Below are 6,967 nucleotides of genomic sequence, written 5' to 3'. Positions count from 1 at the left end.
CGGGTTCGGATGATGGTTTCGTTCGCGGCAGGTTCGGCCTGCGCTTCGGGGCGACCGGCACGCCGCCCGGCGGCAGCGGCCCGAGTTCGGCCGTGGTGCGGGCGTTGATGATGCTCAGGTCGCGCAGCAGTTGCAGGTCATGCAACGGGTCGCGTGATCTCGGCATGGAGGGCAACCTCTAGTTCGTTCCACAGGGGCGGTCATTCGCACGGACTGCGCGACATCGGCCGTTGCTCCGGCATCGCCCGGGCGCCGCCGTGTCGGGGCGGTTCGGATTGTGCCGCCAGTGTCGCGGGACCGTTGGCGATGTTGGCCGCCGCCTGCACCGATGGTCGTTCGAACCTGGCCGCGCATTGCGGGCTCGCGATGCCGGGTTCGACCGCCGGCCGTCGAAAGTCCAGGCCACGCTTTCGCGATCGGCTGAGGAACATCAAGGCCGGATAGCTCGACAGGTACAGCCCGCCCAGCAGAGCGAGCGCGGTCGGCAGCAGGGCGATGGGGCCGCGCGCATCGCGCATGCGATCTCTCCTTGACTCCCCCGAACGGCCCGTGCGGGCCGGCGGTCAACTTCCCCGATCGCCGGCGGAGATGCAAGCCTGCGCGCCGGTGTGTCCGCGGTCGCCTCCTGCACGCATAATTCAGCCGCCGCGGCGCATGATCCCGCGGTCCAACCGAGGATTGCCGCCATGCGTGCGATGCGTTCCGCCTGCCTGCTGTCGACCGCCCTGCTGCTGTCGGCCTGCGCCACCTCCCACATCCTCACCGGCACCCCGCGCGCGCCGATCGATCCGGCGCAGGTGCGCATCTACCACGGCCCGCCGCCGGGCGGCTACGAGGAGATCGCCGTGCTGCGCACCGCCTCCGGCGCGTTCACCTACGGCGCGCAGAACAAGACCGACGCGGTGCTGCGCAAGCTGCGCAACGAGGCCGCCAGCCTGGGCGCCAACGGCGTGCTGCTGCAGGGCATCGCCGAGGACGGCGGCGGCGGGGGCGTCAGCGTGGGCGCGGGCGGCGGGCGCTTCGGCGGGCGCGGCTTCGGCAGCGCGGGCGTCGGGGTGAACGTCAGCCCGAGCCAGCAGTACGGCAGCGGTATCGCGATCTGGGTGGCCAATCCGCCGCCGCCGGCGCCCCCTGAGGCGCCGGTGCCGTCCGGCGACTGAGCGTCAGCCCGGCGTGGCCGGCCCGGCTCCTGGATGGGCCTGGGCCGTGCCCTGGCCCGCGAACAGGGTCAGCAGCGGGCCGGTCATCACCGTGGTCAGCAGCGCCATCGCCAGCAGCATGGTGAAGGCCTGGGCGTTGATGACGCCGGCGTCCAGGCCGACCTTGATGACGATCAGCTCCATCAGGCCGCGCGCGTTCATCAGCGCGCCGACCGCGCCGCTGTCGCGCCAGCCGAGCCCGGCCAGGCGCGCGCCGGCGGCGCCGCCGGCGACCTTGCCGATCACCGCCGCGGCCAGGATCAGCCCGAGCGCGCCCAGCCCGGCGCCGACGAAGGCATCGCCGGTGGTGCTCAGGCCGGCCAGCGCGAAGAAGATCGGCATCAGCACCACCACGGCCACGTGTTCCAGGCGCTCGACCAGCGCGCGCAGCAGGCGGTCGTCGCGTGGCAGGCAGGCGCCGAACAGGAACGCGCCGAAGACCGGGTGCAGGTGCAGCCACTGGGTGGCGTAGGCACAGGCGAACAGCCCGATCATCAGCGTCGCGAGCACCGCGCCGGCCGGGCGGCCGTCCTCGGCATGGCGCCGCAGCAACCAGGCGCAGGCCGGGCGCAGCAGGCCGAAGACCACGGCGCAGATCGCCAGCAGGCCGGCGGCGGTGCGCAGGAAGCCGGCCATGCCGTCGCCGGAGCCGATCAGCGCCACCACCAGCGCCAGCAGCACCCAGGCCAGCGCGTCGGCGACCGCCGCCGCGCTCAGCGACAGCCGGCCCAGCCGGGTATGGGTCATGCCGCGCTCCTTGAGGATGCGGGCCATGATCGGGAAGGCGGTAATCGACATCGCCGCGGCCATGAACAGCGCGAACGGCCAGAAACCGATCCCCGCAGGCGCCAGCACCGGATGCAGCACGGGCGAGATCGCCACGCCGAGGCCGATCGGCAGCAGCACGCTCAGCACGCCGATCCAGCCGGCCGCGCGCGCCTGCGCGCCGACGCCGTCGGGCGCGCGCAGCTCGACGCCGACGATGAACATGAAGAGCACCAGCCCGAGCGTGGACAGGGCCGACAGCGCCGACAGCGAGTCCGGCGCGAACAGCGCCGCGTGCGCCTCCGGCCACAGCGCGCCGAACACGATCGGGCCCAGCACCAGGCCCGCGGCCATCTCGCCGATGACCGGCGGCTGGCCCAGGTAGCGCAGCAGCAGCCCGCAGGCGCGCGCGGTGGCGATGATGACGACGAGCTGCAGCAGCAGGGGCGATCCGGTCATGGCGGCCTGCGTCGGCGGGTGGGGCGGGGCCGCGTCAGGCGGCGTCGGCGTACCACGGCGCCGCCAGCGAGGCCGGCGGCGGCGCGTGCCCGGCCAGCAGCGCGTCGAGCGCCGCGCCGTCGATGTCCGGGTGCGCGGCGCGCGCACGCGACAGGATCTCGCCGGCCAGCCAGCGCATGCGCTCGACGTTGGCGGCCAGGCGGGCGACGAAGGCGTCGTCGCCGTCGCGGTCGCCCAGCGCGCGGTTGAGCTCGCGGAACCACTCGATGCCGAACTGGTCGAGCAGGCGCGCCTGCGGCGGCGGCGCGCCGAGGTTGCGCTCGCCCCAGGCGCGCAGCAGCGGCTGCATCGCCAGGTTCAGCGCGCGCGCCTCGGCGAAGGCGCCGCGCAGCCGGCCGAGCGTGGGGATGTCGGTGAGGCGGCCGGAGAAGTACAGCGGCGCCAGCAGCGACCAGTAGTAGGTGTAGTCCCAGATCACCTTCACCGGCATGACCTGCGCGTCGCCGAACAACGGGTACTGGTCCTGGTAGAGGGTCAGGGTGTTCTCGTAGAACGAGAAGTACATCTTCTCGTAGATGTCGGCGTAGGGCGCGACGGGGGAGCCGGCGCGGTCCTTCGCGATCAGGTCGCAGACGAAGGTGTTGGCGATGGCGATGAAGTCGCTGCCGGGGGAATAGAACGGGTCCAGGAACAGCCCGGCCTCGCCGGTCAGCGCCCAGCGGTCGGCGGAGAAGACCTGCCGGCAGCCGTAGGAGAAGTGGCGCAGGAACAGGAAGTCCAGCAGGCGGTGCCCGGCTGCGTCGAGCGAGGCGGCCACGCGGGGCTGGTGCCGGCGCAGCCAGTCCATCGCCTTGGCGTGGGTGTTCATGGTCTCCAGCGGGTGCATCTTCGCGTCGCAGACGATGCCCAGCGAGTGCGCGCCCGAGGCGAGCGGGATCAGCCAGAACCAGTAGCCGGGCCCGCACATGTGGTTGGTCGAGCGCCAGCGGTCGGGCGGGGTGCAGCGCGACCGCCAGCCGGCGTCGCCGGACCAGTCGTTGGGATCGACGATGCCGTCGACCCGCCACCAGACCGCGTTGACGTCGTGGTCGTTGCCCTCGGCCAGGCCGAGGCGTCGCTTCAGCAGGCCGGCGCGGCCGCTGGCGTCCACCACCCAGTCCGCTTCGATGCGGCCGGTTTCGCCCGCGCGCTCCACCTCCACGACGTGGCGCGCGCCATCGCGGCCCAGTGCGATGGCGCGCACCGTCGCGCCGTCGCGGAAGTCGATGCCGGCCTCGCGGGCGCGCACGCCCAGGTGGTTCTCGAAGCGGCCGCGGTCGATCTGCCACGAGGGCGTGGGCAGCAGCCGGCTCACGCCCAGCTCGGTGCAGCGGTCGACGTCCTCGCGGCCGTCGGAGAAGAAGAAGCGGAAGCCGAACTTGCGGATCTGCTCGGTCTCCAGGTGCTCGCGCAGGCCGAGCACCTCGGCGAAGTAGTGGGCGCCGATCTCGACCGTGGACTCGCCCACCTTGTGCGCGGCCTCGCGCAGCGGGTGCGGCTTGCGCTCGACGACTGCGATCGACAGCGCGGGGTCCTGCCCGCGCAGCTGCAACGCCAGGGTCAGGCCGGCGAGGCCGCCGCCGAGGACGAGGACGTCGGTCCGCGTCGCGGCGGCCGCCGGCGATGGATCGCGATCGCGCTGGTTCATCGCCCGGCTCCCTGGGTGGGCAAGGTGGGGGGCGCGGCCTCGGCTTCGGCCGCTGCACCCGGATCGTAGATCACCGGGGCGCTCGCGCGCACCCGGCGGTAGACCCGGAGCATGTCGCCGTGCGAGAGCACCTGCCCGACCACGTGCGAGGTGATGCTGTACAGGTCGCGGAAGAGCCGGAAATGGCTCTTGCGGAACTGCTCGTCCGAATCGGCCTGGCGGTAGCGCGTCTCCACCGGCACCGAGACCAGCCCGCAGCCGAGCCGGCGCGCGGCCGAGATCAGGATCTGCGCCTCGAACACGAAGCCCTCGCCGGGCACGTCCTGCAGCGCGGCGACGCTGGCCGGATACAGGCGTTGCCCGCTCTGGCTGTCGATCAGCCGGTAGCCGCAGCCCCAGGCAATGCCCCAGTCGCCGAAGTCGTTGCCGAGCCGCCGGTACCAGGGCTGGGCGTCGCGCTTGCGCAGGCGCGCACCGTTGACGATGCAGTTGGGGTGGCGGTTGGCGGCGGCGATCAGCCGCGGGATGTCCTCGGCGCGATGCTGGCCGTCGCCGTCCATGGTCACCACCGCGCGCGCGCCCTGGCGCAGGGCCTCGGCGAATCCGTCGCGCAGGCTGGCGCCCTTGCCCATGCGGTGGGCATGACGCAATACGGTGACCGGCAGGTCGGCGAGCAGCCCGGCGGTGCCGTCGTCGGAGCCGTCGTCGACCACGATCACCCGGTCGCACTGCGCGAGCGCGCCTTCGACCACCTCGCGGATGCGCAGGGCCTCGTTGAGCGCGGGGATCACCACCGCCACGTTGCCGCGGTGCAGCCGCTCACCCATGGCCGACCTCCACGCGCAGCACGCGGCCGGGCGCGGTGGGCAGCGCCACCTCGCGAGCCCCTCCGATCGCCAGCGCGTCGAACAGCGGCAGCATCGGCGACATCGCGTTGTCGGGCAGCCGGCGCGCCAGTGGGCCGTCGGCCGGCGCGGCCTCGCCGTCGTCCAGGCGCGCGCGCAGGGCGGTCCCGCGACCTTCCGCGCGCGACAGCACCAGCGCGCCGCCGAGCAGGCCGCGGCTGGGCGTGAGCTCCGCCATCGCGCCGACGGCGGCGGCGTCGTAGCCGACCAGCAGCACCGCCTCGCTGCCGGTGGCCAGCTGCGCCAGCGCCTCCAGCAGCCCTTCGGCGAAGCTCGCCGGGCCGGCGCTGATCGCGGTGGCGGCGCGCGTGCAGCCGCTGCCGATGGTCCAGTAGCCGGCGGCGGCGTTGTGCACGGAGTTGTGGAAGCGAGTGGGCGAGAGCGCGCGCGGGTCGTCGGCCAGCGTCGCGCTCATGTAGTCGGTGATGGCGAAGTCGCCGTGGCCGGAGGCGAAGATCGAGGGCAGCGCGGCCGGCTCGCGGCCGGCCTCGCGGCAGGCGGCCAGCGCGACCTCGAGCGCGACGGCGACGGTCTCCGGCGCGCGCCGGCGTTCGTTGGGCGCCAGCAGGTCGGGCGCCGGCCGGCGAGGGGCGTCTTCGGAGGCGGGCGCGCCGTCGCGGGCGTAGGCGCGCGCCTGCGCCCAGGAGGGCAGGCCGCCGGTCCAGAAACCGATGCCCTCGATGCGGGCGTGCAGGGCGTTCATCGGCGGCGCCTCGTGCGGGGGAAACGGGCGAATGCGGTCAAATCGTGTGGGTCCTTCATGCGCGGCCGAAGACCAGCGAGCAGTTGTTGCCGCCGAAGCCGAACGAGTTGTTCATCGCGTGGTCGATGCGACGGTGCGCGTTGTCGAAGCGGATCTGCGGGCCGCAGGCGGGATCGGGCGCGCGGCTGTTGAGGGTGCCCGGCAGCAGGCCGTGTTCCAGCGCGATCATCGCGAACACCGATTCCACGATGCCGGCCGCGCCCAGCGTATGCCCGGTCCAGCCCTTGGTCGAGCTAGCGTGCAGCCCCGGTCCGAACAGAGCCGCCACCGCTCGCGCCTCCACGCCGTCGTTGGAGGGGGTGGCGGTGCCGTGCAGGTTCAGATAGCCGATATCGGCCGCGTCCAGGCCCGCGCGCTGGAGCGCGTCGGACATCGCCAGCCGCGCGCCCAGGCCCTTCGGGTGCGGTGCGGACATGTGGTGGGCGTCGCTGGACTCGCCGTAGCCCAGCAGGCGCAGCGCGGCGCTGCCGTCGTCGCGTTCCAGCAGCGCGTAGCCGCCGGCTTCGCCGAGCGAGAGGCCGTCGCGCGCGGCGTCGAACGGCCGCGCCGGTTGCGAGGACACCAGCCCCAGCGAGTTGAAGCCGAACAGCACGCTGCCGCACAGGGTGTCCACGCCGCCGACCAGCGCGGCGTCGACGACGCCGGCCTCGATCAGCCGCGCGGCCTGGGCGAACACCTTGGCGCTCGACGAGCAGGCGGTGGCCACGGTGACGCAGGGCCCGGCCAGACCGGTCGCGGTGCGCACGAACGCGCCCAGCGAATGTGGCTGATGGATCTGCGGACGTCTCAGATCGGCGGGGACGCGGCCGTTCTCCAGCCGCGCATAGGCTTCCTCGGTCGCGCCGATGCTGGAAGTCGAAGTGCCCACGATCACCGCGACCCGTTGCGCGCCGTAGCGCGCGCGGGCCGCTTCGATCGCATCGGGCAGGCCATCGTGCTGCAGCGCCATCCACGCCAGGCGGTTGTTGCGGCAATCCCAGTCGGCCAGCGCGGGCGGCAGCGGCGCATCCTCGATGCCGGCGACGCGGCCGATCCAGGTGTCGAGCGGGTCGTGCCCGAAATCGTTGCGGCGCAGACCGCTGCGGCGGGCTTCCAGCGCCTCGCGTTGCGCGTCGAGGCCGCCGCCCAGCGCGGTGGTGGCGGTGTAGGCGCGCACGGCGAGCGCCGGGATCTTGGGCAACGGCATCGG

Annotated in this window: 7 protein-coding genes; 1 reads left to right on the top strand and 6 read right to left on the bottom strand. The window is 73.6% G+C overall.

Going from position 1 to position 6,967, the window contains the following annotated elements:
- Window positions 1-200 precede the first annotated feature (200 nt).
- On the bottom strand, window positions 201-518 hold the full coding sequence (locus Z164_RS0116560; protein WP_024891796.1) for a hypothetical protein: 318 nt from the start codon (window positions 516-518) through the stop codon (window positions 201-203).
- A gap of 168 nt (window positions 519-686) precedes the next feature.
- Between Z164_RS0116560 and Z164_RS0116555 the strand changes: the two genes are divergently transcribed.
- A complete protein-coding gene (locus Z164_RS0116555; RefSeq protein WP_052338494.1) occupies window positions 687-1,160 on the top strand; it encodes a hypothetical protein in 474 nt (157 codons plus the stop codon).
- Between the two features lie 3 nt (window positions 1,161-1,163).
- On the opposite strand, the gene Z164_RS0116550 is transcribed toward Z164_RS0116555, so the two are convergent.
- From Z164_RS0116550 to Z164_RS0116530, 5 genes are read right to left on the bottom strand one after another with little or no spacing between them, the layout of a single operon-like run.
- Entirely contained in the window at window positions 1,164-2,423 is a 1,260-nt protein-coding gene (locus Z164_RS0116550) for a cation:proton antiporter (RefSeq protein ID WP_024891794.1), read from the bottom strand.
- 34 nt (window positions 2,424-2,457) lie between these two features.
- Entirely contained in the window at window positions 2,458-4,110 is a 1,653-nt protein-coding gene (locus Z164_RS0116545; RefSeq protein ID WP_024891793.1) for an NAD(P)/FAD-dependent oxidoreductase, read from the bottom strand.
- Window positions 4,107-4,937, bottom strand: coding sequence for a glycosyltransferase family 2 protein (locus Z164_RS0116540; protein WP_024891792.1), 831 nt, complete (start codon window positions 4,935-4,937; stop codon window positions 4,107-4,109). The genes Z164_RS0116545 and Z164_RS0116540 overlap by 4 nt, the downstream gene beginning before the upstream one ends.
- A complete protein-coding gene (locus Z164_RS0116535; protein ID WP_043690523.1) occupies window positions 4,930-5,718 on the bottom strand; it encodes a beta-ketoacyl synthase chain length factor in 789 nt (262 codons plus the stop codon). Before Z164_RS0116535 ends, Z164_RS0116540 begins: the two co-directional genes overlap by 8 nt.
- A gap of 55 nt (window positions 5,719-5,773) precedes the next feature.
- Complete coding sequence (locus Z164_RS0116530; protein WP_024891790.1) at window positions 5,774-6,964, bottom strand: beta-ketoacyl-[acyl-carrier-protein] synthase family protein; 1,191 nt, start codon at window positions 6,962-6,964, stop codon at window positions 5,774-5,776.
- Window positions 6,965-6,967 lie beyond the last annotated feature (3 nt).

This window comes from Luteimonas huabeiensis HB2, assembly GCF_000559025.1.
Lineage (GTDB): Bacteria > Pseudomonadota > Gammaproteobacteria > Xanthomonadales > Xanthomonadaceae > Luteimonas > Luteimonas huabeiensis.
This window is presented reverse-complemented; position numbering and strand designations above follow the sequence as displayed.

Bases quoted from the DNA above. Each gene is read 5' to 3' on its own strand.
- Z164_RS0116560 (WP_024891796.1), bottom strand. From the start codon at position 518: ATGCGCGATGCGCGCGGCCCCATCGCCCTGCTGCCGACCGCGCTCGCT.
- Z164_RS0116555 (WP_052338494.1), top strand. From the start codon at position 687: ATGCGTGCGATGCGTTCCGCCTGCCTGCTGTCGACCGCCCTGCTGCTG.
- Z164_RS0116550 (WP_024891794.1), bottom strand. From the start codon at position 2,423: ATGACCGGATCGCCCCTGCTGCTGCAGCTCGTCGTCATCATCGCCACC.
- Z164_RS0116545 (WP_024891793.1), bottom strand. From the start codon at position 4,110: ATGAACCAGCGCGATCGCGATCCATCGCCGGCGGCCGCCGCGACGCGG.
- Z164_RS0116540 (WP_024891792.1), bottom strand. From the start codon at position 4,937: ATGGGTGAGCGGCTGCACCGCGGCAACGTGGCGGTGGTGATCCCCGCG.
- Z164_RS0116535 (WP_043690523.1), bottom strand. From the start codon at position 5,718: ATGAACGCCCTGCACGCCCGCATCGAGGGCATCGGTTTCTGGACCGGC.
- Z164_RS0116530 (WP_024891790.1), bottom strand. From the start codon at position 6,964: ATGCCGTTGCCCAAGATCCCGGCGCTCGCCGTGCGCGCCTACACCGCC.